This window comes from Paenarthrobacter sp. YAF11_1 (assembly GCF_052113445.1).
In the GTDB taxonomy this organism is placed as follows: Bacteria; Actinomycetota; Actinomycetes; order Actinomycetales; family Micrococcaceae; genus Arthrobacter.
Genome location: NZ_JBFRDF010000001.1, coordinates 152,269 through 177,935, shown reverse-complemented (window position 1 = coordinate 177,935; position 25,667 = coordinate 152,269). Strand labels below are relative to the sequence as shown.

At 63.3% G+C, this 25,667-nt stretch carries 28 protein-coding genes; 22 read left to right on the top strand and 6 right to left on the bottom strand.

Annotated features, from left to right (window positions below):
• Positions 1-42: 42 nt before the first annotated feature.
• Positions 43-738, bottom strand: coding sequence for an endonuclease NucS (gene nucS, locus AB4Y77_RS00845; protein ID WP_026540148.1), 696 nt, complete (start codon positions 736-738; stop codon positions 43-45).
• 57 nt (positions 739-795) lie between these two features.
• Here nucS and AB4Y77_RS00840 point away from each other — a divergent pair, with 57 nt between their 5' ends.
• Positions 796-1,140, top strand: a complete 345-nt coding sequence (locus tag AB4Y77_RS00840; protein WP_311213500.1) for an ATP/GTP-binding protein — start codon at positions 796-798, stop codon at positions 1,138-1,140.
• 18 nt (positions 1,141-1,158) lie between these two features.
• Entirely contained in the window at positions 1,159-1,953 is a 795-nt protein-coding gene (locus AB4Y77_RS00835; RefSeq protein WP_311213499.1) for an alpha/beta hydrolase, read from the top strand.
• An 89-nt stretch (positions 1,954-2,042) separates the two neighbouring features.
• On the opposite strand, the gene AB4Y77_RS00830 is transcribed toward AB4Y77_RS00835, so the two are convergent.
• Positions 2,043-3,335: an AI-2E family transporter gene (locus AB4Y77_RS00830; protein ID WP_311213498.1), complete on the bottom strand. Its 1,293-nt coding sequence runs from the start codon at positions 3,333-3,335 to the stop codon at positions 2,043-2,045.
• A 202-nt stretch (positions 3,336-3,537) separates the two neighbouring features.
• Between AB4Y77_RS00830 and AB4Y77_RS00825 the strand changes: the two genes are divergently transcribed.
• From AB4Y77_RS00825 to AB4Y77_RS00790, 8 genes are all read left to right on the top strand, one after another.
• Positions 3,538-5,295: a hypothetical protein gene (locus AB4Y77_RS00825; protein WP_311213497.1), complete on the top strand. Its 1,758-nt coding sequence runs from the start codon at positions 3,538-3,540 to the stop codon at positions 5,293-5,295.
• A 37-nt stretch (positions 5,296-5,332) separates the two neighbouring features.
• Positions 5,333-6,346, top strand: coding sequence for a tetratricopeptide repeat protein (locus tag AB4Y77_RS00820; protein ID WP_442012698.1), 1,014 nt, complete (start codon positions 5,333-5,335; stop codon positions 6,344-6,346).
• Complete coding sequence (locus AB4Y77_RS00815) at positions 6,346-7,446, top strand: NADH:flavin oxidoreductase/NADH oxidase (protein ID WP_442012697.1); 1,101 nt, start codon at positions 6,346-6,348, stop codon at positions 7,444-7,446. The genes AB4Y77_RS00820 and AB4Y77_RS00815 overlap by 1 nt, the downstream gene beginning before the upstream one ends.
• Before the next feature lie 40 nt (positions 7,447-7,486).
• On the top strand, positions 7,487-8,380 hold the full coding sequence (locus tag AB4Y77_RS00810) for an ATP-binding cassette domain-containing protein (RefSeq protein WP_442012696.1): 894 nt from the start codon (positions 7,487-7,489) through the stop codon (positions 8,378-8,380).
• Positions 8,362-9,933, top strand: a complete 1,572-nt coding sequence (locus tag AB4Y77_RS00805) for a transporter (protein ID WP_442012695.1) — start codon at positions 8,362-8,364, stop codon at positions 9,931-9,933. The genes AB4Y77_RS00810 and AB4Y77_RS00805 overlap by 19 nt, the downstream gene beginning before the upstream one ends.
• A gap of 87 nt (positions 9,934-10,020) precedes the next feature.
• Positions 10,021-10,803, top strand: coding sequence for a glucosamine-6-phosphate deaminase (gene nagB, locus AB4Y77_RS00800; protein ID WP_311213492.1), 783 nt, complete (start codon positions 10,021-10,023; stop codon positions 10,801-10,803).
• 8 nt (positions 10,804-10,811) lie between these two features.
• Positions 10,812-11,150, top strand: coding sequence for a DUF3039 domain-containing protein (locus tag AB4Y77_RS00795; protein WP_089595519.1), 339 nt, complete (start codon positions 10,812-10,814; stop codon positions 11,148-11,150).
• Positions 11,151-11,262: 112 nt separating this feature from the next.
• Positions 11,263-13,038, top strand: a complete 1,776-nt coding sequence (locus AB4Y77_RS00790; RefSeq protein WP_089595518.1) for a DEAD/DEAH box helicase — start codon at positions 11,263-11,265, stop codon at positions 13,036-13,038.
• An 81-nt stretch (positions 13,039-13,119) separates the two neighbouring features.
• Here the strand turns inward: AB4Y77_RS00790 and AB4Y77_RS00785 are convergent, their stop codons facing one another.
• Together AB4Y77_RS00785 and AB4Y77_RS00780 are read right to left on the bottom strand one after the other, a co-directional pair.
• Positions 13,120-13,746 (bottom strand): isochorismatase family protein, encoded by a 627-nt coding sequence (locus AB4Y77_RS00785; protein WP_311213490.1) that lies wholly within the window; start codon positions 13,744-13,746, stop codon positions 13,120-13,122.
• Entirely contained in the window at positions 13,746-15,074 is a 1,329-nt protein-coding gene (locus tag AB4Y77_RS00780) for a nicotinate phosphoribosyltransferase (RefSeq protein WP_442012694.1), read from the bottom strand. The genes AB4Y77_RS00785 and AB4Y77_RS00780 overlap by 1 nt, the downstream gene beginning before the upstream one ends.
• A 37-nt stretch (positions 15,075-15,111) precedes the next feature.
• On the opposite strand from AB4Y77_RS00780, the gene clpS reads away from it, so the two are divergent.
• From clpS to rdgB, 6 genes are all read left to right on the top strand, one after another.
• Complete coding sequence (clpS, locus tag AB4Y77_RS00775) at positions 15,112-15,474, top strand: ATP-dependent Clp protease adapter ClpS (protein ID WP_026540162.1); 363 nt, start codon at positions 15,112-15,114, stop codon at positions 15,472-15,474.
• Positions 15,467-16,033, top strand: coding sequence for a DUF2017 domain-containing protein (locus AB4Y77_RS00770; RefSeq protein WP_311213488.1), 567 nt, complete (start codon positions 15,467-15,469; stop codon positions 16,031-16,033). Before clpS ends, AB4Y77_RS00770 begins: the two co-directional genes overlap by 8 nt.
• A gap of 103 nt (positions 16,034-16,136) precedes the next feature.
• Entirely contained in the window at positions 16,137-17,168 is a 1,032-nt protein-coding gene (murI, locus tag AB4Y77_RS00765) for a glutamate racemase (RefSeq protein WP_396136299.1), read from the top strand.
• The gene (locus AB4Y77_RS00760) at positions 17,165-17,962 is read left to right on the top strand and encodes an MBL fold metallo-hydrolase (RefSeq protein ID WP_311213486.1); all 798 of its coding nucleotides are present in this window, start codon (positions 17,165-17,167) and stop codon (positions 17,960-17,962) included. Before murI ends, AB4Y77_RS00760 begins: the two co-directional genes overlap by 4 nt.
• Before the next feature lie 48 nt (positions 17,963-18,010).
• Complete coding sequence (gene rph / locus AB4Y77_RS00755; protein WP_311213485.1) at positions 18,011-18,769, top strand: ribonuclease PH; 759 nt, start codon at positions 18,011-18,013, stop codon at positions 18,767-18,769.
• A complete protein-coding gene (rdgB, locus tag AB4Y77_RS00750) occupies positions 18,766-19,428 on the top strand; it encodes an RdgB/HAM1 family non-canonical purine NTP pyrophosphatase (protein ID WP_442012693.1) in 663 nt (220 codons plus the stop codon). Before rph ends, rdgB begins: the two co-directional genes overlap by 4 nt.
• Positions 19,429-19,492: 64 nt before the next feature.
• On the opposite strand, the gene AB4Y77_RS00745 is transcribed toward rdgB, so the two are convergent.
• Positions 19,493-20,254: a DedA family protein gene (locus tag AB4Y77_RS00745; RefSeq protein WP_442013043.1), complete on the bottom strand. Its 762-nt coding sequence runs from the start codon at positions 20,252-20,254 to the stop codon at positions 19,493-19,495.
• Positions 20,255-20,385: 131 nt separating this feature from the next.
• Between AB4Y77_RS00745 and AB4Y77_RS00740 the strand changes: the two genes are divergently transcribed.
• The 5 genes from AB4Y77_RS00740 (at position 20,386) to AB4Y77_RS00720 (ending at position 24,133) form a co-directional block, all read left to right on the top strand.
• Complete coding sequence (locus tag AB4Y77_RS00740; protein WP_311213483.1) at positions 20,386-20,787, top strand: GntR family transcriptional regulator; 402 nt, start codon at positions 20,386-20,388, stop codon at positions 20,785-20,787.
• The gene (locus AB4Y77_RS00735) at positions 20,784-21,716 is read left to right on the top strand and encodes an ABC transporter ATP-binding protein (RefSeq protein ID WP_442012692.1); all 933 of its coding nucleotides are present in this window, start codon (positions 20,784-20,786) and stop codon (positions 21,714-21,716) included. The genes AB4Y77_RS00740 and AB4Y77_RS00735 overlap by 4 nt, the downstream gene beginning before the upstream one ends.
• Positions 21,713-22,399, top strand: coding sequence for a hypothetical protein (locus AB4Y77_RS00730; protein ID WP_311213481.1), 687 nt, complete (start codon positions 21,713-21,715; stop codon positions 22,397-22,399). The genes AB4Y77_RS00735 and AB4Y77_RS00730 overlap by 4 nt, the downstream gene beginning before the upstream one ends.
• Positions 22,400-22,495: 96 nt before the next feature.
• On the top strand, positions 22,496-23,506 hold the full coding sequence (locus tag AB4Y77_RS00725; RefSeq protein WP_442012691.1) for an exonuclease domain-containing protein: 1,011 nt from the start codon (positions 22,496-22,498) through the stop codon (positions 23,504-23,506).
• A 66-nt stretch (positions 23,507-23,572) separates the two neighbouring features.
• Entirely contained in the window at positions 23,573-24,133 is a 561-nt protein-coding gene (locus AB4Y77_RS00720; RefSeq protein ID WP_442012690.1) for a DUF4395 domain-containing protein, read from the top strand.
• A gap of 6 nt (positions 24,134-24,139) precedes the next feature.
• Here the strand turns inward: AB4Y77_RS00720 and AB4Y77_RS00715 are convergent, their stop codons facing one another.
• Complete coding sequence (locus tag AB4Y77_RS00715) at positions 24,140-25,210, bottom strand: ADP-ribosylglycohydrolase family protein (protein ID WP_442012689.1); 1,071 nt, start codon at positions 25,208-25,210, stop codon at positions 24,140-24,142.
• A gap of 81 nt (positions 25,211-25,291) precedes the next feature.
• Between AB4Y77_RS00715 and AB4Y77_RS00710 the strand changes: the two genes are divergently transcribed.
• Positions 25,292-25,648: a YidH family protein gene (locus AB4Y77_RS00710; RefSeq protein WP_442012688.1), complete on the top strand. Its 357-nt coding sequence runs from the start codon at positions 25,292-25,294 to the stop codon at positions 25,646-25,648.
• Positions 25,649-25,667: the final 19 nt, after the last annotated feature.

Here is a 25,667-nt window from a genome sequence, read left to right as displayed (position 1 = left end):
TTTCGATTCTAGTGGCCTGCGGCACATGAGCCCGGGGAAAAGTCAGAAGAGCCGGGACTCGCTGTCATCCACGCCGCGCATGGCGTCATAATCAAGCGTTACGCAGGCGATGCCGCGATCGTTGGCCAGGACCTTTGCCTGGGGCTTGATCTGTTGTGCGGCGAAGATGCCTCGAACTGGTGCCAGCAGGGGATCGCGGTTGAGCAGCTCAAGGTACCGCGTCAGCTGTTCGACGCCGTCAATGTCGCCGCGCCGCTTGAGTTCAACGGCCACTGTGGCGCCGTTTGCGTCCCGGGCCAGGATGTCCACCGGACCGATTGCTGTGAAGTACTCGCGCCGGATGAGGGAGTAGCCGGTTCCGAGGGTCTCGATCTGCTCCGCAAGGAGTCGTTGAAGGTCCGCTTCCACTCCGTCCTTGATCAGGCCGGGGTCGGTGCCGAGCTCGTGCGAGGTGTCGTGCAGTTGCTCGTAGATGTTGATGATCAGGCGGTCATCGGTCTTGGCAGACTGGACCGTCCACTGTTCCACCACACCTTCCTCCACGTCCGTCTCCTCCGGCGTGGTCACCCGGAGCGTGGCTGGCGGGCTCATCCAGTTCAGCGGCTTGTAGGAGCCGCCGTCAGAGTGCACCAACACGGAGCCATCGGCCTTGACCAGCAGCAGCCGGGTGGCGAGGGGGAGATGGGCCTTAAGGCGGCCAACATAATCAACAGAACAACGGGCTATGACGAGTCGCACCCGCCCCACATTACCGCCTCACCATCTACAACAGTGTGGCTGGGGCAGAATGGAAGCATGCCCCGCTCCAACCGCCCTCGTCGCAACGCGTCCAGCACACGCTCCGGCAATGCCGGTGGCAAATGGGCCGAGCCGGCACCTGAGCTTGACCTGGAAAGGGCGCGGGGCGGAATTGCCCGGCGGGAAAGCGCACCGGATGGTGACTGGATGGTCCGGACCATGACAGCCAAAAAAGCGGAAAAGGAATACATCTGCCCCGGCTGCTCCACCGCTATCGTCCCCGGCATCGCGCATCTGGTGGTGTGGTCCGACAGCCACCTGTTTGGACAAGCCGCAGGGTTGGCCGAACGCAGGCACTGGCACACCAACTGCTGGACGGGCAGGACGTACCGCTACCGCTGATTCGCTAGTCTTGGAACCATGACTTTCGACCCCGCCTCGTTCGTGTTTACCCCGCAGGCTGCCCCCTCGGAGATCCGCGCATCCACGGTCCTTCCCGCCCGCCGCGAGAATGTGGAGTTCACCACTGAAGACGGCAAGGTATTGCTGGGCGAGCTGGCGTTGCCGGAATCAGGGGAGGTCACCGCGACGTTGATCACCCTCCACCCGCTGCCCACCCACGGCGGCTTCATGGATTCCCACGTCTACCGGAAGGCCTCCTACAGGCTCCCGGCGCTGGCCGGCGTGGCTGTGCTCAGGTTCAACACGCGCGGCACGCAGTCGCCGCGCGGTACCAGCGATGGCCACTTCGAAGAAGGTATCGGGGAGCGCTTCGACGTGGAGGCGGCAGTGCGCTTTGCTGTCGAGCGGGGTTTGCCGAACCGCTGGCTCGTCGGCTGGTCTTTTGGCACCGAACTTGCCTTGATGTACGGAGCTGTGGAGCCGGTGGCCCCGGAGATCGAAGGTGCAGTGCTGCTGTCCCCGCCGTTGCACCGTGCCACGGATGTCCACCTCAAGGAGTGGGCCGCCTCCGGCAAGCCGCTCACGGTCCTGGTGCCGGAGCACGACGACTACCTGCAGCCTGCCGAAGCAGCCCAGCGGTTCGGCCTGGTGCCGCAGGCCCGGCTGGTCGGCGTCGACGGTGCCAAGCACCTGTGGGTGGGCGAGAAGTACGCGGCACGCGTCCTGAATGAAATCGTCGACGACGTCACTCCCGCAGGTGCCGGCGTCGACGGCCTGCCCCGCGAGTGGGCGGGGCCGGTGGCGAACGGATAGTCCAGCAGCGAAGAGTTGTTGTACAGATAATGCCCCTTAACGGCGAGGTTAAGGGGCATTATCTGTACAAAAACCCGGCAGGGGACGAGTCAGTGCCGGTCTTGGCGGATGATGAAAACTTCCTTGATCAGGAGCATGATGGCGGCCGCCGTCGGAATGGCAATCAGCGCGCCCAGGACGCCGAGCAGGCTGCCGCCGGCGATCACCGAGATCACAGCTACGGCTCCCGGGACAGCCACGGCGCGTTGCATGATGCGCGGAGAGATGAAGTACGCCTCGAACTGCAGGTAGGCGAAGTAGGCGATCGCGTAGACGACGGCGGTCTGCCAGCCGGCGGTGAGGGCCACCAGGATGACCACGACGGCGGCGATCATGCCGCCCACCAGCGGAATGAAGGCGAGCAGGGCCACCACAAAGGCCAGCAGGACACTGAAGGGGATGCCCAGGATGGTCATCACAATGAAAGCGAAGATCGCGTTCAGGAGAGCGACGCATGCCTGGCCGATCACGTAGTTGCCCACGGAATCGGTGATGGCTTCGGAGAGCGCCTCAACACGGGGGCGTCGGGACCGGGGAGCGAGGCGGTAGGCCCACTTCTTCATGGACGGCAGGGCGGCCAGGAAGTAGAGGCTCAGGACCAGCACGATCAGGGAGCCGAACAGACCGTTGGCAACCGTGGATCCAAAGCCGACCACGCCGCCGAAGATGCCGCCCATGGCCTCGGGATCCTTGACGAACTTATCCAGCTCGGTGGTGATCCGGTCACGGACGCCGAACTGGCTGTCGGCGTTGCGGAAGAAGTCCGAGTCGAGGAATCCGCGGATCCACTCGGGGGCCTGGCGAACGATTTCCGATACCTGTTCCACGATGGTCGGAATCAGGGTTGCAAAGAACCCTGCCACCGCCAGGACGAGGGCTGAAACGGAGATCAGGATGCCTGCCGGCCGGGGGACCTTGCGGGATTCCAGCCAGCGGACTACAGGGTCCAGGCCCAGGGCTATGAAGAGTGCAGCGACGATCCACAAGATGAGCTGGGTGGTGTTGCTGGCGATATAGAACACTGCCAGAGCGATACCGACGCCGGCGGTCCCCATGAAGCCCACGTAGAGAGGGTGCTGGGACGACATTCGCGGCCCCGGGGCGCCGAAGCCGTGATCGTCTTCGGGCCGGAGGCCGCCGAGGCCCTCGTCGGTGTCGTCTTCCGGGGGCATTTCGAAACGAACGCGGGTGCGGGCTCCGGGAATGGGCTGCCTCAACCGGCGACCGAGGGCGGCGAGTCGTCCGGTGCGGACCGGAACCGTTGCGGCGGTGCCGTCCGAGGAAGCATCCACCGCACTTGACCCGGGCTCATCGGTGGGACGGGGCTCCAAGTGGTCTTTCACGCGGTTTTGCTGCCTTTTCATTAGTGGTAAAGGGCTGATTCAGGCGCTAAAAGGCCCGGATATCATGATCATCGCCACACTATCAGGAGCTCGGAAAGCCGCGATGGCGGCGCGATGGCGGGGTTTTCCCGATGTTGGGGAGATCACCCCGATCTGACTCTCTGATAACAAAACGGTTACCCTTGAAGTTCAACGACCGCTGATGATAGGTGATCCTGTGCGTTTGAAGACTGCAGCCTTGCTGGTGCTGCTGGGCCTGCTGACGATGCTGGCCGGCATTGGCCAGATGACTTTCTGGGCCCCCTCCGAGACCGTAACCGCCTCGGTTCCCAACGATACCAAAGCTGCCCCGCTGACGGTGATCGACCAAAAGTTGATCGACCTCCACGATGGGCCAGTGAAGATCAAGATCCAGGGTGAAGGCAACTTCATGGTCGCCACCGGGCGCCCGGACGACGTCGAAGCCTGGGTGGGTAAGACCGCCCACACCACGCTGACCGGCGTGTCGGCAGACCAGAAGTCATTGGAAGCCTCCTCGGTGGACGGCGAAGCAACAGCTCCCTCCCCGGCGGGATCCGATCTCTGGGTCAGCACCGAGGACGCCAGCGGCGAGTTGGACTACACCTGGAACCCTCCTGCTGATGGTGAGTGGTCCCTTTTGGTAGCCGCGGACGGAACCCAGCCTGCGCCGTCGTCGATTTCCATGACTTTCCCGAACAACGCCACCACCCCCTGGGCTGTGCCGCTGATCGTTCTGGGCATCATCATCATCCTGGTGGGAGCGGCCCTGCCCTTCATCGCCAAAGCCCTGTCCAACCGCCGCAAGGACGGCCAGGACGACGAACCGCATGATGGCGGGGAAACCACCACGTTGCCCGTCCAGTCGACGTCAGGTGACGCCGGCCGTCGTCGTGGTCCGGAAACCGAAGGACCTGCGCTCCGGGTCACCGCCATTGCCGCTGCCTTGGCAGCTGTCATGGTAGGCGGCACGGCTGTCGCCGCCCAGGCAACCACCACGCCTGAGGCGACCCCCACCTCTTCTGCCGCAGCGCCCGCCGAGGGCGACGGCGGCACCCCCGTGCTGCTGGAATCCCAGCTGCAGCGGATCCTGGAACAGGTTGCCAGCACGGTTGATGCTGCTGACGCCGCCAAGGATGCAGCCAAGCTGGCTCCCCGCGTCGACAAGATGGAACTGCAGATCCGTACGCAGAACTACAAGATCCGCACCGCGGTATCGGCTTATGAAGCCCGTATGCCCGTCCGGGCCACGAAGCTCCAGAGCAGCGTCATCAGCACCAAGCGCGAGTGGCCCCGTACGGTCTTTGCCCTGACCCAGGGCGACGGCAACGTTGTGCCGCAGGTCCTGACGCTTGTTCAGCTCTCGCCGCGGGAAAACTACAAGCTTTGGGGCAGCGCGCCGCTGCAGCCCGGGACCAACTTCCCGTCGTTCCCCGTACCCCGCGAAGGAACCGACCCTGTGCCCGCCGGCGACAACACAGGCCTGGCGTACAGCGGCAACGAGGCCTTGGGCATCCTGGCTGAAATGCTGACCACGCCTGACTCGCCGAACCGGAGCAAGCTGGCTGACGGCCAGGCGTCCCCGTACATCGCCGGTGCCCTGGCCTACCAGGCAGACACCGTGAAGAACGGGACCAGCGCCAACTTCAAATTCACCCATACACCCGCGACCAACCAGACCGTTGTGCTGCGCACCGCTGACGGTGGCGCGCTGGTGGTGGGACGACTGGACTTCAACTTCGAGGGCACGCCCAAGGCGGCAGGAGACAAACTCCTCCTTGAAGATGATTCCGCCGTCTTTGCCGGGGGCAAGGAGACCACTACCGGTATGGTGCTGAACTTCGCTGAGTCCGTGGCTGTGTACATTCCACCGGCAGGATCCGCCGATCCCATGAAGCTCGTCGCAGCTACGCGGGGCTTGGTAGGGGCCAGCTTCAAGTAGGCAATTCCGCTGCAGGGCAGCGGCTAGAGTGGATGGTATGAGTTCGCCCGGATACCGACCCACTCCAGCCGCTGCCAGCCAGCTCAACCTTCGCGGCGCCGTTGACCTCTCGTCACTGCGCCGCCCGGCCGCACCTCCCGCGCCGCCAGCCTCCCCTTCCGCGGACGGTGCTGCGCGCGACGGCGGAACCCCCAATGGTGATGAAACCAATGGTGGCACCGGCTCGGCACCCCTGAGGGTGGATGCCACAGAAACAAACTTCCAGGATCTGGTGCAGCTGTCTGCGCAGATTCCTGTTCTCTTCCTTCTCTGGTCGCGCTATGCACCGGAATCGCCCGCAGTCCTGGACGCCGCTGAGCGCGTGGTGGAAACTTACGCCGGCCGGCTGGTTCTCGCGGCTGCAGACGTCGACGCCTTCCCGCAACTGGCGCAGGCCTTCCAGATGCAGGCTGTTCCCACCGCGGTAGCCGTGGTGAAGGGCCAGCCCGTTCCTCTTTTCCAAGGTCCTGCCGATGACGCGCAAATCAGGGACCTCGTGGAGGAACTCCTCAAAGTCGCTGCCGCCAACGGGGTGAGCGGAAGCATCGGTGACGCCGCCGCCCAGGGTGGGGAAGCCGAGCCTGAGCCCCTCCCGCCCCTGCATCAGGCCGCCATTGACGCGATCGAGGCCGGTGACTACGCCGGAGCAGCTGCGTCCTACAAGCAAGCGCTCTTGGAACAGCCGGCCGACACTGACGCCAAAGCCGGACTGGCCCAGGTTGAACTCATGGCCCGGTTGGAGAACCTTTCTGCTCCCGAGGCAGAAAACCTCCGTGACCTTGCCGCCCGGGAACCGGACAACCTCGACGCCCAGTTTGGCGTCGCCGACCTTGACGTTTCCGGGGGACACATCGAGGACGCCTTCAGCCGCATCATCACGTTCATCGGCAGGAATTTCGGTCCGGAACGCGAGACCGCGCGCGTGCGGCTCCTTGAACTCTTCGAGGTAGTCGGAACTTCGGACGAGAGGGTAGCCAAAGCCCGTCAAGGACTCGCGAGGGTTCTTTTCTAGTGCCGTCCGCGCTGTTCTCCCCGCTGCAGCTGCGTTCACTCACTATCCCGCACCGGGGGTGGGTCTCGCCCATGTGCCAGTACAGCTGTCATCCCGGGACCGGAGAAGGCGTCCCCAACGACTGGCATCTGATGCACCTCGGCTCCTTCGCCGCCGGTGGTGCCGCGTTGATCATGAGCGAGGCCGCAGCGGTCAACGCTGTGGGCAGGATCAGCCCGCTGGACGCCGGGTTGTACTCCGATGAGCAGGCCGCGGGCTGGGAACGCATTGTTGATTTCGTCCACCGGCATGGCGCCGTGGAGTGCAGGATCGGCGCGCAGTTGGCCCATGCAGGTCGCAAGGCTTCGACGTACTGGCCCTTCGCCGATCAGACAGGCTCCGTGCCATCGTCCGACGGCGGGTGGGTCACCGTTGGACCTGCCACCACACCGTTCGACGGCTACGCCGCGCCGGCGGTGATGAGCGAGGAGGACATCCTGGCTGTGGTGGACGACTTTGCCGCCGCGGCCTCGCGGGCTGTTGCTGCGGGTTTTGACACCGTGGAGATCCACGGCGCCCACGGCTATCTGTTGCACCAGTTCCAAAGTCCGCTCATCAATACCCGGACGGACAAGTGGGGCGGCAATGAGGAGGGGCGGAACAGACTCATGCTCAGCGTGGTGGACGCGGTCCGAAACGCCATCCCGGACTCCATGCCGCTCCTGTTGAGGATCTCCGCCACCGACTGGGCTGACGGGGGAGTGGACGCTGAGGCGTCAGTCCGCCTGGCCCGTGCTGCTGCCGGGCGCGGCGTAGACCTCGTGGACGTCTCTTCCGGCGGTGCTGTGGCGCACCAGAAAATCAGGGCCGTGCCTGGCTACCAGGCCGGGTTCGCCGAACAGATAAGGCGCGACGCCGGTGTCCCCACCGGGGCGGTAGGGCTTCTCACCAGTGCCGCCCAAGCCGAGGACATTGTTGCCAATGGCAGGGCAGATGCCGTGTTCATGGCACGTGCGGCCTTGCGCGATCCGCATTGGTGGCTGAGGGCCGCGTACGAACTCGGCCATGACATCCCCTGGGTTCCGCAGTACCAGCGGGCCGTCCCCCGCCACGGCTTCTAGAACCGGCTCCGGCTCCGGTGGGCGAGGTTAGGCTGGTCACATGACGGAACCACGCCATGAACCCACGCCCACGTCCGCGCCGCCACAGGATGCCGCGACTCCACAATTCCCCGCACCGCCTCAAGTCTCCGCACAGGCCCCGCCAACCCAGGACCCTGAATCACCGCCTGCGTCAGCGCCACTGGCTGCCTTGTCCATCCGTGGCCTGGCCAAGCGCTTCGGTGACAAGATCGCCGTGGATGGCGTCAGCCTGGAAGTACCTGCCGGATCCTTTTACGGGATGGTCGGCCCCAACGGTGCAGGCAAGACCACCACGTTGTCCATGGCCACAGGGCTGCTGAGGCCGGACTTTGGCACAGCCTTGATCCATGGAGTTGACGTATGGGCGCGTCCGTTGGAGGCCAAGAAGCTCATGGGTGTCCTGCCTGATGGCGTTCGCCTCTTTGACAGGCTGACGGGCGAGCAATTGGTGACCTACTCCGGACTCCTTCGCGGCATGGACCGCGACGTTGTCGGTGCACGTGTTCCTGAGTTGCTGGCTGCCCTTGACCTTGAAGCCGATGCCGGTTCGTTGGTGGTTGATTACTCCGCCGGCATGACAAAGAAGATCGCCCTGGCCTCCGCTCTCATCCATGCACCGCGACTCCTTGTCCTTGATGAGCCTTTTGAGTCGGTGGATCCTGTGTCGGCTGCCAACATCCGGGGCATCTTGGAGGGATACGTCGCCTCCGGAGGCACGGTCATTGTTTCCAGCCATGTCATGGACCTCGTGCAGCGCATGTGCAGCCACGTCGCAGTGGTGGCTGGTGGACGCGTTCTGGCAGCAGGCTCCGTGGACGAGGTCCGCGATGGCTCTACGTTGGAGGAACGCTTTGTCCAGCTGGTGGGCGGCGGACACCGAACGGAGGGGCTGGAATGGTTGCGCACCTTCTAAGCCTCAAGTGGCGCCTGCTCCTTAATGGGTTCAAGCGCAGTCCGTGGCAGCTGGTGGGCATGGCCCTGGGGCTCCTTTATGCATTGGGATTGCTGGTCCTCCTGGTTGGAGGCCTCATAGCACTGCGGTTGGCTGATCCGGAGATCGCCCACACTGTAGTGGTATTGGGTGGAGCGGCCACAGTCCTTGGGTGGGCCATCATCCCCCTCGTTGCCTCGGCCGCGGACATGACCCTGGACCCTGCGCGGTTCACCACGTTCGCCATACCTTCCAAGCAACTCCTGACGGGCCTGGCCCTCGCGGGTTTCATCGGCATTCCCGGCCTGGCTACGTTGATTGCCGCCCTGGGAACTGTTGGGACCTGGTGGCGCAGTGTTCCGGCCGTCACAGGTGCCGTGCTGGGGGCTGTCCTTGGTGCCCTGACGTGCATCGTGTTGTCCAAAGTAGTCACGACGGCGACAGCCGGCCTGGCGGCTTCGAGGCGTTTCAAGGACGTCAGCAGCATCGTTGTCTTCATCCCCTTGGTCCTGTTGGGTCCCATCATGATGGGCGTGGTGGACGGTGTCCGCGGCAGCGCCGACTACCTTCCGGTGCTCGCCCGAACGGTATCGTGGACGCCCTTGGGTGCGGCCTGGTCCCTTGGCGGTGACATCGATTCCGGTAATCTTGCTGCGGCCGGACTCAAGTTCCTGATCGCGGCGGCCACCATTGCCGTGCTCCTCTTCTGCTGGCATGTGCTCCTGAAGCGTGCGCTGGTGACGCCTGCGTACTCCGGAGGCACGGCCAGAAAGGGCGGAAAGCTTGGCTTGTTCGGGCTGCTCCCCGGTACGCCGGCCGGGGCCGTTGCTGCCAGGGCGCTGATCTACTGGTTGAAGGACCCGAGGTATGCGGCGTCATTGGTGATTGTTCCGATGTTCCCGGTGCTGTTCTACTTCGGCGGCTCACAGAGCGGCAGCTATGGCTTGCTCATGATTCTGGGTCCGCTGACCGCTTTCGTCATGGCGTGGTCCATCTGCGCCGATGTCTCTTATGACAACACTGCCTTTGCCCTTCACCTCGCGGCGGGCGTCAAGGGAGTGGATGACAGGCTTGGGCGGGCCTTGGCCTGCCTGGCCATATCGCTTCCGGTCGTGCTGCTCTTTACTGTGGGGCCCCTGTTCGTGACGGGCGACTGGCAGTGGCTGCCCAACCTCCTGGGGTTGTCCCTCGGAACGCTGTTCACCGGCCTGGGGCTTTCTTCAGTCATTTCTGCCCGGTACAACATTGCCGTCCCCTTGCCCGGCGACAGCCCGTTCAAGAAGCCCCCGGGAAACGTTGCCCAGACCCTGGCCGTCCAAGCGGTGGGGATGGGCCTCCTGGCTCTCCTGTTGGTTCCTGAACTTGCATTGGTGGCAGTCCAGGCTTTCACTGGTGGGCCGGAGGCTGGCTGGATCAACCTGGTGGCGGGCCCGGTACTGGGTGTCATCCTGTTCATCGTGGGCATCCGCCTCGGAGGAAAATGGTTGGACGCACGGGGGCCGGAAATGTTCGCCCAGCTCAGTGTGAACCGTTAGCCGCGTAACAACCGTGCCCGTAGGTGGGACATGGGATAACGTCTCTTTCAGATAGCTCGAAGACCCCAAACAAGAAAGGCCGTGACGATGGAAGTTGTCATTCTCCCTGGCACCAAGCAGATCGGTGCGCTTGCAGCCGATGCCATTGAAGCATTGGTCCGCCGCAAGCCGAATGCTGTGCTGGGCCTGGCTACGGGGTCCTCGCCGCTGCCTGTCTATGACGAACTCGCACGCCGCTACGATGCCGGGGGGCTGGACTTCAGCCAGGCGCACGGTTTCGCGTTGGACGAGTATGTGGGCCTTGAGGCCGGACATCCCGAGTCCTATCGCGAGGTGATCCGGCGCGAATTCACCAATCGGGTGAACATCAAACCGGAGAATGTGCACGGCCCGGACGGCGCCGCCAAGGATCTGGAGTCAGCCTGCCAGGACTACGAGGATGCCATCAAGGCAGTAGGGGGCGTGGACCTCCAGATCCTGGGGGTGGGCACTGACGGGCACATCGGTTTCAACGAGCCCGGATCATCCCTGGCGTCCAGGACGCGGATCAAAACACTGATCGAGCAGACCCGGAAGGACAACGCCCGCTTCTTCGACAGCATCGATGATGTTCCCCATCACGTGGTGACCCAGGGGCTGGGGACCATCATGGATGCCCGTCATGTGGTGCTGGTCGCAACAGGTGCCCAAAAGGCGCAGGCGGTGCGCGATTTCGTGGAGGGACCCGTGGCCGCGATTTGTGCTGCATCAATCCTCCAGATGCACCCCCACGCAACAATCCTGGTGGATGAAGCAGCCGCGTCATCGCTGAAACTGGCTGATTACTATCGGCACACGTACGACAACAAGCCGGAGTGGCAGGGCATCTAGACGGTAAGATGTTTGGCATGACTACGCTTCCTCCGGATCCATTCGAAAACGACCCCATGCGCGAGCTTTCCGGAGCCGGAACGTCCACTGCCACCATTGAGCGCGAGGAAACGCGCCAGGAAGTGGAACCCGGCGACCGCGAGCGTTTTTCCCACTATGTCCGCAAGGAAAAGATCATGGAGTCGGCGTTGACCGGCGAGCCGGTCATTGCCTTGTGCGGCAAGGTTTGGACGCCCGGACGCGACCCCCAGAAGTTCCCGGTCTGCCCGGAGTGCAAGGAGATCTATGAAGGACTCCGCCCCGGCAACGACGGTGGAAAAAACGGCGGCCCGGGCAACTCCAAGTAGTGGGTGGGAAGAGAACACAGGTCCCTTCTGATCGTTACCGTTTTGTCCTCCAGTCCGGCGGTCACGCCGGGCTGGAGGTAATGGTCGTTGCCATCAGGCCGGGGGAGTCAGCATGACAGAAACACTTTTTGGTGGACCATCCCTGCCTCCGGCGTACCCGGAACGGGCTGCGTGGGGAACTGCGCCCAAGCTCCGTGCCTGGCAGCAGGAGGCCCTTGACCTCTACATGACCCGCAACCCGAAGGACTTCCTGGCCGTGGCGACGCCCGGCGCCGGTAAGACCACCTTTGCGCTGCGCATTGCCACCACACTGCTGGACAGCGGCGTGGTCAACCGGATCACGATCGTTGCTCCGACCGACCACCTGAAGCGGCAGTGGGCTGATGCCGCAGCCAAGGTGGGCATCGCGATCGATCCCAACTTCAAGAACTCCGACGGCCAGCACGGCCGTGGTTTTGTGGGCGTCGCTGTGACGTACGCACAGGTGGCGAGCAAGCCGATGCTGCACCGCGCCAAGACTGAAGCGGCGCGCACGTTGGTCATCCTGGATGAAATCCACCACGGCGGTGAAGCGCTCTCCTGGGGCGATGGCCTGCGCGAGGCATTTGATCCGGCCGCGAGGCGCCTGTCACTGACAGGTACTCCGTTCCGCTCGGATACCTCTCCCATTCCGTTTGTTGAATACGCTGAGGACCGGGACGGCATCCGGCGTTCCAAAGCCGATTACACCTACGGTTACGGCAATGCGCTGCGGGACCACGTGGTCCGCCCCGTGCTCTTCATGGCTTATTCAGGCCAGATGCGGTGGCGAACAAGTGCAGGTGACGAAATGGCTGCCTCGCTGGGCGAAGCTGCCGTCACCAAGGACATCACCTCCCAGGCGTGGCGCACGGCGTTGAACCCCACCGGAGAGTGGATCCCTGCCGTGCTCGCCGCGGCGGACAAGCGCCTCAGCGAGGTCAGGCGGACGGTGCCGGACGCCGGTGGCCTGGTCATTGCCACGGACCACGACGACGCCCGTGCCTATGCGGGCCAACTTAAGAAGATCACGGGCCAGTCGCCCACGGTGATCCTTTCGGACGACTCCAAGGCCTCGAGCAAGATCGAGGAGTTCTCCGCGGGTGAACAGCGCTGGATGGTTGCCGTCCGGATGGTGTCCGAAGGTGTTGACGTGCCGCGCCTTTCTGTCGGCGTCTATGCCACTTCCACCTCCACGCCATTGTTCTTCGCCCAGGCCGTGGGACGTTTTGTGCGTGCCCGCAAGAGGGGCGAGACGGCGTCGGTCTTCCTGCCGTCCGTGCCCCCGCTGATGATCCTCGCCAACACCATGGAGGCAGAGCGTGACCACGCTTTGGACCGCCCGGAGAAGGACGAGGACGGTCTTTTCAATCCTGAAGAGAACCTCATGGCCGAGGCCAACCGGGAGGACAAAGCCTCGGACGAGCTCACCAAAGGCAAGTTCGAAGCACTGGACTCCCAAGCTTCGTTTGACCGCGTCCTCTTTGATGGTGGCGAGTTCGGCACGGGAGCGGACATCGGTTCCGATGATGAACTGGACTTCCTGGGCATTCCAGGGCTCCTCGACGCCGAGCAAGTAGGAACACTGCTGCGTCAACGCCAGCACGATCAGCAGTCGCGCAAGAAACGCCAGTCACCGCTGGCGGCTGCAGCCGCACCCGCTGTGCCTGACCACCGGATGCTCATGGATCTCCGGAACGAGCTGGCCAAGAACGTCGCTGCCTGGGCTGCCCGAACCGGCACCCCGCACGGAGTAGTGCACACGAAACTTCGTGAAGTGTGTGGCGGCCCTGCGGTGGCACAGGCCAATGAGGAGCAACTGCAGGCCCGCCTGCGCAAGCTCCAGGACTGGTTCATCGGCAGGAAGTAGCGAGACCATCATCTGCAGAAAAGCCAGGGGGCGCCGCGTTTGCGGCGCGCCCTGGCTTTTCTGCTGTAACGCTGTTCAGCTTCAGTCGCGTTCGACGTCGACGCCGGCTGCTTCCATTTCGTCGAGCGCATCGGTGAAGTCGTCGGCAATTCCGGCGGTAAGCCCAGCGATGACGGTGGTGTTGTAGCCGGCCTGCACGGCATCGAGCGCCGTTGACTTGACGCAGTAGTCGGTGGCGAGGCCCACCACTACGACGTCCTCGACGTCGTGGCTTTGCAGCCAGTCATCGAGGCCAATGGCATCCTGGTCGAAGACTTCGGCAACGGTGGCCCCGGCCTTCAGGTCTCCCGTAGGAACGTCGTCTTCGGGGGCGAGGACACCTTCAAAACCGGAGTAGGCCGCTGTGTACTGGCCCTTGCGGAAATAGGCCTGGATGTACTCGGGGTCAAGGTCTTCGTGAAGCTCCGCGCCTTTGGTTCGGGCCCGGCAGTGCGGAGGCCAGGAATCCACCATGTCGGGTTCATCGGAGAAGTGGTCGCCCGGTTCGATGTGCCAATCCTGGGTGGCCACGATGTGGTCGAAGTGCTGCTGGTTGGCGTCCACATATTCGGTGATGGCTCCGGCGACGGCGGCGCCACCTTCGACGGCCAGGGTGCCGCCCTCGCAGAAGTCGTTCTGGACATCGACGATGATCAGGGCGCGGGACATCAGTTCTCCTCGTAAACAGTGGGGATGGCAGCCTCGCCGCGCTGGAGGCGGTTGACGACGGCGGGCAGCTCGGCCATGGTGGCCGCGTGCCTTTCCTTGGCGCGAATGACGCCTTCCGGGCCGGTCCAGCCAGGGAGTACCTCGCCGTTCTTGACGAATTGGTGAAGCAGCACGCGGTCGTTGCCGTCATCTTCGGGACGGTGGCCGATGCCCACGACTTCCTGGGTGGCGCGGCCGCGCTCATTGAGCTTGCGGAGGGCGTATTTGCGTCCGCCCACGCTGGTCTTGTTTTTGGCGGCCTTGGCCACGGAGATGAATTCACCGGAATCGTTGGTGCGGCTGACCAGCTTGTAGACCATGCTGGCAGTGGGGGCGCCGGAGCCTGTCACCAGGGACGTGCCCACACCGTAGGAGTCCACTGGAGCGGACTGCAGGGCGGCAATGGCGAACTCGTCGAGGTCCGAGGTCACCACAATCCTGGTGTTGACGTTGCCGAGGTCATCGAGCAACTGCCGTACCCATTGGGCCTGTGCAATAAGGTCGCCCGAATCCAGGCGTACCGCACCGAGTTTGTCACCGGCCAGTTCCACCGCAGTGCGCACCGCTGTCTCGACGTCATAGGTATCAACCAGCAGCGAGGTCCCTGGTCCAAAAGTCGCGATCTGCGCTTCGAAGGCCTCCCGCTCGGTGTCATGAAGGAGGGTGAAAGAGTGGGCCGCGGTGCCCACGGTCTTGATGCCGTAGCGTCGTCCGGCCTCCAGGTTGGAGGTGCTGGCGAAGCCGGCTATCACCGCGGCGCGGGCGGCCGCCGTCGCCGATTCTTCCTGGGTCCGCCGGGAGCCCATCTCGATGCAGGGGCGGGTGCCCGCGGCAGAGGTCATGCGCGAAGCGGCGGATGCAATGGCGCTGTCGTGGTTGAGGACAGAGAGGATGTAGGTCTCCAGGATGCAGGCTTCTGCGAAGGTGGATTCCACGATCAGGATGGGGGAGTTGGGGAAATAGGCGTCGCCTTCGGCATAGCCCCAGATGTCTCCGCTGAACTTGTAGTCGGCCAGGTAGTCCAGGGTTTCCTGGTTGACCACCTTGTTCTGCTCAAGGAATGCGAGCTCGGCGTCGCCGAAGCGGAAGTCGGCGATCCCCTCCAGCAGGCGGCCGGTACCGCCCACCACGCCATAGCGCCGCCCGTCCGGCAGCCGCCGGGCGAAGGCTTCAAACACCGAACGTCGATGCGCGGCGCCTGAATGCAAAGCGGCCTGAAGCATCGTCAGTTCGTAGTGGTCTGTGTACAAGGAAGTTGCGGGATGGTCCCAGGACGTGGCTCTACTCACGAATTCACTCTAGTGCGAGCCGCCATAGAATGGACAGATGAGCCCTAGCGTTGCGTATGGCACGGACATCGATGAGCGGACCAAAGCTGCAGAGCAGTCCGCCACCGATGTCCTGACAGCCCCTGATATCCCGTGGAACCTTGTGATCTGGAATGATCCCGTGAATCTGATGAGCTACGTGAGCTTTGTTTTCCAGAGTTACTTCGGCTATTCCGAGTCCAAAGCCCACAAGCTCATGATGGAGGTCCACAAAAAGGGCCGGTCCATCGTGGCCCACGGCAGCAAGGAACAAGTAGAGCAGCACGCGGTGGCCATGCACGGGTTTGGCCTGTGGGCCACCGTCGAAAAGGCTGCGAGCGGCAACGAGACACCTGGAAAGGGCGGCCGCCAGCGTGGCTAAGGCATTCAAGTACGGTCTCAAGGGCATCACCGGCTACCTCGAGCCCGCCGAGCGCGACCTCCTGCGCGGATTGCTGGACGACGTCATTTCCATGCTGGAGCAGGACGTGCGGGAGAACGAGGACCCGTTGGCGGCGCTCATCGGCCTGGACATGGACGTCAAGCAGCCCAGCGACCGTGCCCTGTTGCGGCTTCTGCCCAACGTCATGAAGGACGACGACGGCGGCTCGCTGGAGTTCCGTCAACTCACTGAACGCTCGGTGCGGGAAAACAAGATCGGCGCCCTCAGAGCTGCGGCCATGGGGCTCGACAAAGACGAGCTGATCCTGACGCCGGAAGACGCCACCCGCTGGTCCATGGCGCTGAACGATGTCCGCCTGGTCCTGGCCGAGCGCCTGGACATTCGGGACGAAGCGGATGCGGAACATATCCACAGCATGCAGGACTGGAGCCAGGCCGAGGACGTGGAGAGCTACTTGGCCCTGGTTTACAACTTCACTACGTGGCTGCAGGAGTCCCTGGTGCAGGCCATGATGGCCGCAAGGCAGGCGAAATCCTGATCCGGACGGCCGGGCCGTGCTCCCGCCTTGTGACACATCAGACACGAGGCGGAGGCCACAGGTAATGGCCGCACACCAAGGGAAGCCTTATTCTCGAATAATTATGACTTCAGCATCGGGTTCACCAAGCGGCACCCTGGGCTCTGACGCCCCCATCAGCACGGGGGAACTTGTCGGGACGCGCCCGATCGGCATTTTCGACTCCGGAGTGGGCGGCTTGACTGTAGCGCGTTCCATCATCGATCAGCTCCCCAATGAATCAATCCTGTACGTCGGTGACACCGCCAACGGCCCTTACGGACCGCTTCCCATCGCCGAGGTGCGCGCCAACGCCCTGGGTGTCATGGATGAATTGGTGGACTCGGGCGTGAAGTTGCTGACCATCGCCTGCAATTCGGCGTCGGCGGCTGTGCTCCGGGACGCACGGGAACGTTATACGGCCCGCTACGGCATCCCGGTCATCGAGGTTATCCAGCCTGCAGTGCGGCGGGCTGTTTCTGCTACGCGGTCAGGCCGGATCGGTGTCATCGGAACCTCGGCCACCGTGGGATCGCGTGCCTATGAGGACACCTTTGCTGCTGCCCCGGACCTCACCATCACGTCCGTGGCATGCCCGGCGTTCGTGAACTTTGTGGAGGCAGGGATCACCACCGGCCCTGACCTGCTTGCCGCCGCCAACGAATACTTGGAACCGCTCAAGCACGCCGGCGTGGACACCGTGGTTCTGGGTTGTACGCACTACCCGCTGTTGACCGGTGTCATCTCCTTCGTGATGGGTGAGGATGTCACGTTGGTTTCCAGCGCGGAGGAGACCGCCAAGGACGTATACCGTGCCTTGGCCACCCACGGCATCCAACGGACGGAGTCCACTACGCCGAGCCACGAGTTCATTGCCACCGGTGATGCCGCACAATTCGAGACTCTCGCCCGCCGCTTCCTGGGGCCGGAAGTTCTTTCCGTGAAGCATGTGGACCATGTGGCGGCGCAGTACCCCACAGGCAGCCTGGCCCGCATCACGCCCGAGATGTTGGAAGCAGCACGGTCAGGAACCGGGTTCTCCCGACGCTCATATTTCGTACAGCCGGACCGTGGCCTGAGCGGCAGTGCGGGCACAACCCTGGGGCGTGGACTGTGAAGCTGACCATAGTGGGCTGCACCGGTTCCTTCCCCGGTCCCGGCTCGCCGGCGTCGTGCTATTTGGTGACGGCGCACGACGGCGAACGCGAGTGGAAGATCGTCATGGACCTCGGCAGTGGAGCACTGGGAGCGATCCAGCGCTACACCGATCTTGAAGACATCGACGCGATATTCCTCACCCACCTTCATCCGGACCATTGCATGGACCTCTGCGGACTCCACGTGGCTGTCAGGTGGAAGCCCGGCGGATGGGGACGGGACCGGTTGCCGGTGTGGGGGCCTGCTGCCACAGCGGACCGGATGGCGACGGCCTATGGCCTGGACCTGGATCCCGGCATGCACGAGGAATTCGACTTCACCCACTGGGCCGAGCGCCGGCCCGTCACTGTGGGTCCTTTCACCGTGACGCCGTATGCCGTCAACCACCCGGTTGAAGAGGCGTACGCGCTGCGCGTGACGGCCACCGAACCTGGCAAGGACGGCGTCCCAGTGACCAAAATCCTGACGTACTCCGGTGACACCGACTCGTGCCAGGGGCTTGAAGATGCAGCCAAGGGCTCGGATCTCTTCCTGTGTGAGGCAGCGTTCGAGGAAGGCCGGGACGACGACATCAAAGACGTCCACCTCACCGGCAAGCGGGCAGGCGAGGCAGCAACGAACGCTTCTGCAAGGAGGCTGCTTCTCACCCACATTCCTGTGTGGACGTCCCAAACCAAAGTGCTGTCAGAAGCAAAACCGGTGTTTGCCGGTGACGTCGCCGTCGCCGTCGCCGGAGTCCACTACACGATCTAGCACCTTACCGACGTCGGGAGGTGCGCCGGGCTTGGATAAGCTTGAACCATGACTTCTGAAGCTACATCCACACCCGTCATCCGCGCCGATGGCCGGACACCTGACCAACTGCGTCCCATCAGCATCACCCGCGGCTGGTCCAAGCAGGCCGAAGGTTCGGCATTGATCGAGTTCGGCAATACGCGGGTCCTGTGCACAGCTTCGCTGACCGAGGGCGTGCCGCGTTGGCTCAAGGGCGAAGGCCGCGGCTGGGTCACCGCAGAGTACGCCATGCTTCCCCGTGCCACGAACACCCGCTCGGACCGTGAGTCCGTCAAGGGCAAGATCGGCGGACGCACCCATGAGATTTCACGCCTGATCGGCCGTTCCCTGCGCTCCATCATTGATACCAAGGCGCTCGGCGAGAACACGATCGTCCTGGACTGCGACGTCCTGCAGGCCGACGGCGGCACCCGCACCGCTGCGATCACCGGCGCCTATGTGGCCCTGGCAGAAGCCATCCGTTTCGCCCGCGAGAACAAGCTCATCGCCCGCAACGCCGAGCCGCTGGTGGACACTATCGCAGCCGTGTCCGTAGGGATCATCGACGGCGTACCCATGCTTGACCTGCCCTATGTGGAGGATGTCCGCGCTGAGACTGACATGAACGTGGTGGTGACCGGATCAGGGAAGTTCGTTGAAGTCCAGGGCACGGCTGAAGGCGCCCCCTTCGACCGCGATGAACTCAACGCACTGCTGGACCTCGCCTTGCTGGGCACCACGCAGTTGTCCGCCATCCAGCGCGAAACCCTGGCTGAGGCCCCGTGAGCGGCACTGTGCCAACTCAAGCGCCCCGCCTTGTCCTGGCCACGCACAACAAGGGCAAGCTGAGGGAACTCCGCGAACTGCTCCGGGGCCAGGTTCCAGGGCTCGACGTCGATACCCAGGTGGTGGACGCCGCTGCGGCAGGTGCCCCGGATGTTGCGGAAACCGGTGTCACGTTTGCCGAGAACTCACTCCTCAAAGCCCGGGCCGTAGCGGAGGCGACAGGCTTGATAGCCATAGCCGATGATTCCGGGCTGGCCGTTGATGTCCTGGGCGGAGCTCCCGGAATCTTCTCTGCCCGATGGTCCGGAACCCACGGTGATGATGCCGCCAACCTGAACCTGCTCCTGGCCCAGCTCTCCGATGTTCCGGACGCGTTCCGCGGAGCAGCGTTCGTCTGTGCTGCCGCATTGGCCGTGCCGGGTCCAGATGGCATCGCCCACGAAACCGTGGAGTATGGCCAGCTTGAGGGGACGCTCCTGCGTGAACCTCGCGGAGAAGGCGGCTTCGGCTACGACCCCGTGCTGCTGCCTGCCGGGATGGACCGCAGTTGTGCGGAGCTGAGCCCGGAGGAGAAAAACGCCATCAGCCATCGCGGCCAGGCGTTCCGGGCCCTGCTTCCGGGGATCGTCTTGGCATTGTCCGAGTCCGGCTCGAACTAGCTTCTTCGACGAAAAAGGCACCCCGCCATGCGGGGTGCCTTTTTCAGTGCTTGGGCGGTGATCCTCAGTGCTCCCCGTGCTTGCCGCCTTCGTGTTCTTCGATGAATCCCTCCACGGGGTCAGTGCCTGCTGCTGCCGCCTTGCGCTTGGCGACGAAGCCACGGCCGACCTCAATGAAGATCGGGATGACCGAGATCAGGACGATGACGATGAAGATGATGTCGATGTTGTTGCCAACCCACTCGAACTGGCCAAGCCATGCGCCGAGCAGGGTAACGCCGCCGCCCCAGAGGACGGCACCGATGACGTTGAAGAGGAAGAACTTGCGCTTATCCATCTGCGCAACGCCCACGATCACCGGTACGAAAGTGCGAATAATGGGAACGAAGCGCGCCAGGATCAACGCCTTGCCACCGTGCTTCTCGAAGAACGCATGGGCGCTCTCCACGTTTTCTTTCTTGAAAAGCCGTGAATCCGGCTTGTTGAAGATGGCCGGGCCGGCCTTCGATCCAATGAGATAACCGGTCTGGTTACCGATGATGGCGGCCACGATGATCATGCCGCACATGGCCCATAGGTTGAATTCGATGGCGCCGGTGGAGACCAGCAGCCCCGCCGTGAACAGCATCGAATCGCCCGGCAGGAAGAAGCCCACCAGGAGGCCTGTTTCTGCGAAAACAATGGCGCAGACCAGGAGGACCACCCACGGTCCCAACGGGGAATCGCGGAGGAAGACGTCGGGGTTCAACCAGTCCGGAAGGAACGAGGCCATGGAAGGCTGAACCGGTCCCGCGCCCCCGAAAGTGGATACGGCAAGGTCGTTTATCGCAGAAAAGATCACCCATCAAGCCTACTTGACGGCCGTCGTCGTGATTTTCGGGGGAGAACCCTTGACTCCTGCCTCGCTGCTTGTATGGTTAGTTACATGAGTAATGAACCAATGAGGCGGTGGTGCTCATGATCGATGACAGCAGGCCGATCTTCCTTCAGATCGCCGAACTCATTGAAAACGGAATCGTGGACGGCACCATGGCCGAGGAATCCCAGGTGCCCTCCACCAACGAGTTTGCTGCCTTCCATCGCATCAACCCGGCAACTGCTGCCAAGGGCGTCAATGTGCTGGTGGATTCAGGAATTCTGTACAAACGCAGGGGGATAGGGATGTTCGTAGCAACAGGAGCCCGCGCCCAGCTGATAGCGCGCCGCACCGAAGAGTTCGTGGAGCAGTACGTCAAGCCGCTGGCGCTGGAGGCCCGGAAGTTGGGCATTTCGGCGGAGCAGCTGAACACGATGATTGAACGCAGTTCCGGGCTTGCTCCGGAATCCGGGACAGACAAGGAAAGGAGCGCGGCCCTGTGAACGAGACCATCGTCGAGGCCCGTAACCTGATCAAGCATTACAAAGACCTGAACGCGCTGGACAACGTCAACCTGAGCCTCTCTGCAAACCGTATCTATGGCTTGCTCGGACGCAACGGCGCGGGCAAGACCACGTTAATGTCCATCCTGACCGCCCAAGCGTTCGCCACCTCCGGTGAAGCGCTGGTCTTTGGAGCCAGTGCCTATGAGAACGAGGACGTTCTGTCCCGGATCTGCTTCATCCGGGAGTCACAGAAATATCCGGATGACTTCCAGCCCCGGCACGCCTTCCGATCCGCAGCCCTGTTTTACAAGAACTGGGACCAGGACTTCGCCGACCGGTTGGCCGAGGACTTCCAACTCCCCGTCAAGCGCCGGATCAAGAAGCTCTCGCGCGGCCAGTTGTCCGCCGTCGGGGTCATCATTGGCCTCGCCTCCCGTGCAGAACTGACGTTCTTCGACGAGCCCTACCTGGGGCTCGACGCCGTCGCCCGCCAGCTTTTCTACGACCGCCTGGTGGAGGACTACGCAGAGCACCCGCGCACCATCATCTTGTCCTCGCACCTGATCGATGAGGTAGCGAACCTCCTTGAACACGTAGTGGTGATCGATCGGGGGCGGATCATCATGGACGCCGATGCCGAGGAGATCCGAGGTTCGGCTGTCACCGTTTCAGGTTCTGCGGAAAAGGTGGACGCCTTCCTTGCCGGCAGGAAGACCCTGCACCGCGAAACCCTGGGATCCTTGGCCTCCGTCACGGTGGACGAGGTGCTCAGCAGTCGCGAACGAACCGAAGCCCAGGAGCTTGGCCTCGAACTATCACCGGTTTCATTGCAGCAGTTGGTGGTACGGAAGACCATGGCCGGGGCAGGCGCAACAGGTCCAGGCAGTGGAGAATTCGCCGATGAGACGATGGAGGCAAGGCGATGAGCAGGACATTGGCAGTTGCCCGGATGCAGCTGATCAACAAGTGGACGTACATCGGATGGCCTCTGACAATCCTGGCAGCATCCTTCCTGATGTCGCTCGCCATCTTCGCACTCATTCCTGTCACCGAGGGGAAAAATGGCGGCGGCAGCCAGGCACCCCTCTGGTACTTCCTGGTCCTTGGAATCCAAAGCATGACCCTGGTGTTCCCGTTCTCCCAAGGCCTGAGCATCAGCCGGCGTGCGTTCTACCTGGGAACCCTTGGCCTCTTCTCGCTCATCGCACTGGGGATGACCGTGCTGTACATGCTGGGCGGTGTCCTCGAACGGGCCACCAACGGCTGGGGAGTGTACGGCTACTTCTTCAACATCCCGTGGGTCACTGACGGTCCTTGGTACTCCACCGCTGCATTCTTCTTTGTGCTGATGATGTTCATGTTCATCATCGGATTCTGGTTCGCCACCATCTTCAAGCGCTGGGGCACTACCGGAACCCTGGTCTCCACGTTGGGAACGGCGATAGCCCTGATCGGCATAGCCGCCCTCACCACCGTCTTTGAAGGATGGGGACACTTTGGAAACTGGATGGTCCAGCAGACGCCGCTCAGCATCAGCGGATGGGCCGCGCTCCTGTGCGTGGTACTCGCAGCAGGATCCTACACAACTCTGCGCAGGGCCACTCCATAGGCGCCGAGATGTCGCGTTGACCACAATGCAGGCCGGAAAGGCCGCCCCACCGAGCAAATCGGCAGGGGCGGCCTTTTCCGGCTGTAACCTTGTCCAGTGGCATTGGACTTTACGGCGATCGACTTTGAAACAGCCAACGGCTTCCGGGGGTCGCCGTGTTCGGTAGGACTCAGCAAAGTCCGCGGTGGAGTTGTGGTGGAGGAAGCGTCCTGGCTGATGCGCCCGCCGGAGAACCACGATCACTTCGAGTTCCACAACACCCGCATCCACGGCATCCGCGCCGAAGACGTTGCAGGCCGGCCGCGGTTCGGCGAACTCTTCCCGGAAATCGGCGCGTTCATAGGTGGCGACGTCCTCGCCGCGCACAACGCAGCTTTCGATCTCGGCGTCATTCGTTCCGGTCTGGAAGTATCGGGCCTTGCCGGACCGGCCTATGACTATGTCTGCACGGTAATGCTGTCCCGACGCTGCTACTCGCTGGTGTCAAACTCCTTACCGTATGCCGCGGAAGAGGCCGGCGTGCCCTTGGTCAACCATCACGATGCCGCCGAGGACGCCCGTGCCTGCGCCGGTATCCTGGTGGACATCGCCCGGCGGAACAATGCCAACAGCATCGCCGAACTCTATCTTTCCCTGGGCCTTAACCTCCCCCAGCAGCCAGCGTTCGATCCCGCGCAGGGCCTCTCCAAAGCGACCCTCTCTGCGCTCGCGGTCAAAACGGGAAGTGCTGCGGAAGGTGCCCTGGAACGAGCCGTTGGCGGCCCCAGCGGATGGTCGGCCTGGCCTGAGGAAGGGCCCAACCCCTTGCCCAATCCCGCAGCGGAGCCGGGGCATCCTCTGTTCGGGCAGACGGTGGTTTTCACGGGTGATCTCGCGATTACGCGGCCGGAAGCCAAATCGCGGGCCGCGGACATGGGAGCCCGCCCCGAAAGCCGGGTGACGGCAAGGACCACCGTGCTCATTGTCGGCGATGGCTTTGTGGCAGGCGACCTACGCGCCGGACGACTCACCGGCAAAGCCAAGCGGGTCCTGGAACTGCACGCCAAGGGCCAGCAGATCGAGGTTGTCTCCGAAGGCGAGTTCCTGCAGATGGTGGGCGGGGCCTGACCCGCAAACGGTCATACTGCGCAACAATGCTTCCCGACGGAAGAGCCACGCTCCTAGCCTTGGGGTATGACCAAGCCCGCATTTCCTCCAGCACCGGTTCGCCAGCAAGCCGATGTTCCTGAGCGTTCCGCACGCCGTGGGGCTGGTTGGCGGGCTATTTTCGCGTTTCCCAACCCCGTGAACGAATACGCCGCCCGCATCACGGCCGGCCTGGTAGTGGTTCTGGCTGTCGCAACCCTTCTGACCGGCTGGGGCTGGGGTTTGGTGGTTCTTGCCGCCGGCTTCTGGCTCCGCGTCCTGTTTGGTCCCCGGATCTCTCCGCTGGCGCTGCTCTCTGTCAAGGTCCTGGCACCACGGATCGGGCATGCCAAGCTGGTGGCCGGTCCGCCCAAGCGTTTCGCGCAAGGCATCGGCGCCGCGTTGACGAGTGCCGCCGTCGTGCTGTTCTTCATGGGCTACCAGCCGGCCGCGTGGCTCCTTCTGGCGCTGCTGATCGTGGCGGCCTCCCTGGAAGCGTTCGTCGGCTTTTGCCTCGGCTGCGCCATCTTCGGATTCCTGCAGCGCCGTGGCCTTATACCGGCCGATATTTGCGAGGCCTGCAACAACATCACGCTGCGCAGCAGCTAGTACCTGTCAGCCAGTGGTGACGGCGAGGAGCCTGCCCGCCATGCCGCGGATGACCTCGGGCGCTTCCAAAGCCTCAAGCCAGTCGCCCGGGAGGCATTCTTCGCCGTAGAAGGCGCCCAGGATGTTGCCGGCGATCGATCCGGTGGAGTCACTGTCGCCGCTGTGGTTGATGGCGAGGCCGATTGCGTTGCGGAAATGGTCCGCAGGTGAGCTGCCGCTCGTGGCCAAAACGGAGTAGAGCCCGACGGCGAGTGCCTCCTCGGCGATCCAGCCCTCGCCGAGCGCTGCGGTCAGGTCTTCAGGGTTCAGCGCAGTGGACTGCTGCGACAACTGCAAGGCGGCTTCCAGCCTTTCGCTAAGTTCCGGAGCCTTGGTGGGAACACCGTTCACGTAGTCGAGTGCCTCCTTGGCGGCGCTGCGGACGTCGTGCCCGGCCACGATGTGATGGATCAGCACACTGAAAGCCGCCGCACTGAGGCGGGCCGACGGGTGCCCATGCGTCAGGGACGCGGCATCGGAGCTCAGCTTGTAGACAGCCTCGCGGGAGATGTGCGGAATGAGTCCGAAGGGAGCCGAACGCATCACCGTGCCGCATCCCTTGGAATCGGGATTGACGGGGCGTGCAACCGTACCCATCTGACCGGTTGCAAGACCGCTCAGGCATGCGTTCCCCGGGGCACGGCGGTGCCGGAGCACTTCCTGGGCGTCGATCCACCGGGGTTGGGGTACGGGGGCGGAAGAGGCGACTACGACGTCCTGGGTGTTGAGCCACCGAAGGTAGGCGAGCCACAGGCAGGCGATCTCGTCCGCTGCCACGCCGTCGTTCGCCCATTCGAGGGCTTCCACCAGGCCGTCAACGGTGTAAAGGGTCATCTGGGTGTCGTCCGAAAAGTGGCTTGCACCCTTGAGCTGTCCAAAGCTGGTCAGTCCGGCAGCACCATAGTGCGCGCGGATCGCGGCGATGGAATCGAACTCCACTGCGTAACCAAGGGAATCGCCCAATGCTCCTCCCAAAAGTGAGCCGTGGACACGGGATTCGAAGGACGGCGCAACGGGGGAGGAAGGTTCAACACTCATGCCAGTAACTTACCGTGCCCGCGAACGCCCGCTGGTATGGTGGGGAAGCTGCCCGGCACCGATGAACCTTGGAGAGACTGCGTGCGTGAACCTGCTTGGCGACGGACCGGCAAGACACCTGATTACAGGTTCTCACTTGCCAACGAACGTACCTTCCTCGCGTGGATCCGCACCTCCTTGGCCCTGCTTGCCGGCGCGGTAGCTGTTGACCAATTGGCTCCCAACATCGCGCCCACCCCCGTTCGACTGGTCCTCTGCGTCTTGTTGGCGCTGGTTGGAGCGGGCCTGGCCGCCTCGTCCTACCGCAGGTGGGGTCAGATGGAAGCGGCCATGCGCAACGACCAAGCACTTCCGTTCTCCCGGGTCATGATGTTCATGACCATCGTGGTGGCTTTGGCAGCCTTCGCCTTCGCGGTGCTGATCCTGGTGGCCCGGTGATTAAGGACATCCTGTGAGT

Bases quoted from the DNA above. Each gene is read 5' to 3' on its own strand.
- AB4Y77_RS00720 (WP_442012690.1), top strand. From the start codon at position 23,573: ATGACCAAGCCCGCATTTCCTCCAGCACCGGTTCGCCAGCAAGCCGAT.
- AB4Y77_RS00790 (WP_089595518.1), top strand. From the start codon at position 11,263: ATGACAGAAACACTTTTTGGTGGACCATCCCTGCCTCCGGCGTACCCG.
- AB4Y77_RS00715 (WP_442012689.1), bottom strand. From the start codon at position 25,210: ATGAGTGTTGAACCTTCCTCCCCCGTTGCGCCGTCCTTCGAATCCCGT.
- clpS (WP_026540162.1), top strand. From the start codon at position 15,112: ATGAGCCCTAGCGTTGCGTATGGCACGGACATCGATGAGCGGACCAAA.
- nagB (WP_311213492.1), top strand. From the start codon at position 10,021: ATGGAAGTTGTCATTCTCCCTGGCACCAAGCAGATCGGTGCGCTTGCA.
- AB4Y77_RS00820 (WP_442012698.1), top strand. From the start codon at position 5,333: ATGAGTTCGCCCGGATACCGACCCACTCCAGCCGCTGCCAGCCAGCTC.
- AB4Y77_RS00795 (WP_089595519.1), top strand. From the start codon at position 10,812: ATGTTTGGCATGACTACGCTTCCTCCGGATCCATTCGAAAACGACCCC.
- AB4Y77_RS00730 (WP_311213481.1), top strand. From the start codon at position 21,713: ATGAGCAGGACATTGGCAGTTGCCCGGATGCAGCTGATCAACAAGTGG.
- AB4Y77_RS00840 (WP_311213500.1), top strand. From the start codon at position 796: ATGCCCCGCTCCAACCGCCCTCGTCGCAACGCGTCCAGCACACGCTCC.
- rph (WP_311213485.1), top strand. From the start codon at position 18,011: ATGACTTCTGAAGCTACATCCACACCCGTCATCCGCGCCGATGGCCGG.
- murI (WP_396136299.1), top strand. From the start codon at position 16,137: ATGACTTCAGCATCGGGTTCACCAAGCGGCACCCTGGGCTCTGACGCC.
- AB4Y77_RS00835 (WP_311213499.1), top strand. From the start codon at position 1,159: ATGACTTTCGACCCCGCCTCGTTCGTGTTTACCCCGCAGGCTGCCCCC.
- AB4Y77_RS00785 (WP_311213490.1), bottom strand. From the start codon at position 13,746: ATGTCCCGCGCCCTGATCATCGTCGATGTCCAGAACGACTTCTGCGAG.
- AB4Y77_RS00740 (WP_311213483.1), top strand. From the start codon at position 20,386: ATGATCGATGACAGCAGGCCGATCTTCCTTCAGATCGCCGAACTCATT.
- AB4Y77_RS00805 (WP_442012695.1), top strand. From the start codon at position 8,362: ATGGTTGCGCACCTTCTAAGCCTCAAGTGGCGCCTGCTCCTTAATGGG.
- AB4Y77_RS00810 (WP_442012696.1), top strand. From the start codon at position 7,487: ATGACGGAACCACGCCATGAACCCACGCCCACGTCCGCGCCGCCACAG.
- AB4Y77_RS00825 (WP_311213497.1), top strand. From the start codon at position 3,538: ATGATAGGTGATCCTGTGCGTTTGAAGACTGCAGCCTTGCTGGTGCTG.